This is a genomic window from Streptomyces sp. XM83C, assembly GCF_023072675.1.
In the GTDB taxonomy this organism is placed as follows: Bacteria; Actinomycetota; Actinomycetes; order Streptomycetales; family Streptomycetaceae; genus Streptomyces; species Streptomyces thermocoprophilus.
Genome location: NZ_JALLGL010000581.1, coordinates 1 through 1,349, shown reverse-complemented (window position 1 = coordinate 1,349; position 1,349 = coordinate 1). Strand labels below are relative to the sequence as shown.

The window sequence follows — 1,349 nt, the reverse complement described above, 5'->3', positions numbered from 1 at the left end:
TGCAGCGTAGTCTCGTGGGCTCGGAAATGTGTATAAGAGACCGGCCCGGGGCACGCCCGCCGTCGGCGCGGCGAAGGCGGGCGCCCTGCTGGAGCGACGCCTCACCCTGGCCCGGACGCGGGCCCACTCCACGGCCCTTCAGGCGCTCGGCAGCAGCCGTTTCCACGCCGTGGCCGACAAGGTCGCACTGCTGGCCGGCGACGTACCCCTGACCGCCGACGCCGCGACCACCGACCTGCGCCCGCTGGCAGCGGCGGCCGAGGACCGGCTGACGGCAGCCGTGGCGGCGTTGCCGCTGGTCACCGCGGGGCACCCGTACAACGCGGAGGCCCTGGTCCACGGCCTCGCCCCGGAGCCCGCCGCCCAGCAGCAGGACGCGCCCTGGCATCAGGTCCGCCTGTTGCTGCGCCTGCACCGGTACGCCCGTGAGGTCGTGCACACCGGGACCGACGACCCGGCCGAGGCCCGTCTCCGCCGCGCGGAGGAGGCCCTGGACCGGCACCGGGACGCGGCGGAGGCCGCGGCAGCGGCGGCCCAGGCGGCCCGTACTCCGCGGATCGCCCCGGCGACGGCGTACGCGCTGGGTGTCCTCCACGCCGACCAGCGGCACGAGGTGGAGGCGGCACGGTACGCGTTCCAGCGCTGCTGGCTGAGGGACCGCGGGGAGCGGCCCGGCACCTGAACCGGCCGGGCGGCGACGGGCCCGGCCGGCTGCGGAAGGACGGCGGACACAGTGAACGACGAGCACGACGACCCTACGCACGACGAGCACAACGACCGCACGCACCACGAGCACAACGACCCCACGCACGACGAGCACAACGACCCCACGCACCACGAGCACAACGACCCCACGCACCACGAGCACAACGACCCCACGCACCACGAGCCCGACAACACCACGCACCACGACCCGGCCCGCCCCCCGCACACCACGGTCGAAGCGGCGGGCTGTGTCCTCTGGCGCCGCTCCCCCGTCGACGGCGGCCTGGAGATCTGTCTGGTGCACCGGCCGAAGTACGACGACTGGTCGCACCCGAAGGGCAAGCTGAAGCGGGGCGAGGACGCGCTGGCCGGCGCACTGCGGGAGGTCGAGGAGGAGACGGGCCGGCGGGCGGTACCCGGCCCGCCGCTGCCCACGGTGCGCTACCCGGTGGACGGCCGCCCGAAGCGGGTGCGTTACTGGGCGGCCGAGGCGGCGGACGGCACCTTCACGCCCGGCACGGAGGTCGACCGCATCGTGTGGCTGCCCCCGACGGCGGCCCGGAGCCGCCTCACCCAGCCGAGGGACCGCGCCCTGGTGGACGCTCTGTTGGCAGCGCTCCCGGACACGGCGTCCCGCCCGTCCC

General features: G+C 75.5%; 2 pseudogenes. Both read left to right on the top strand.

The window, feature by feature from the left end:
* Window positions 1–46: 46 nt before the first annotated feature.
* A pseudogene (locus tag MTQ10_RS30480) lies at window positions 47–682 on the top strand (CHAD domain-containing protein); the annotation flags it as partial.
* Between the two features lie 249 nt (window positions 683–931).
* Window positions 932–1,349 (top strand): annotated as a pseudogene (locus MTQ10_RS30475) (NUDIX hydrolase); the annotation flags it as partial.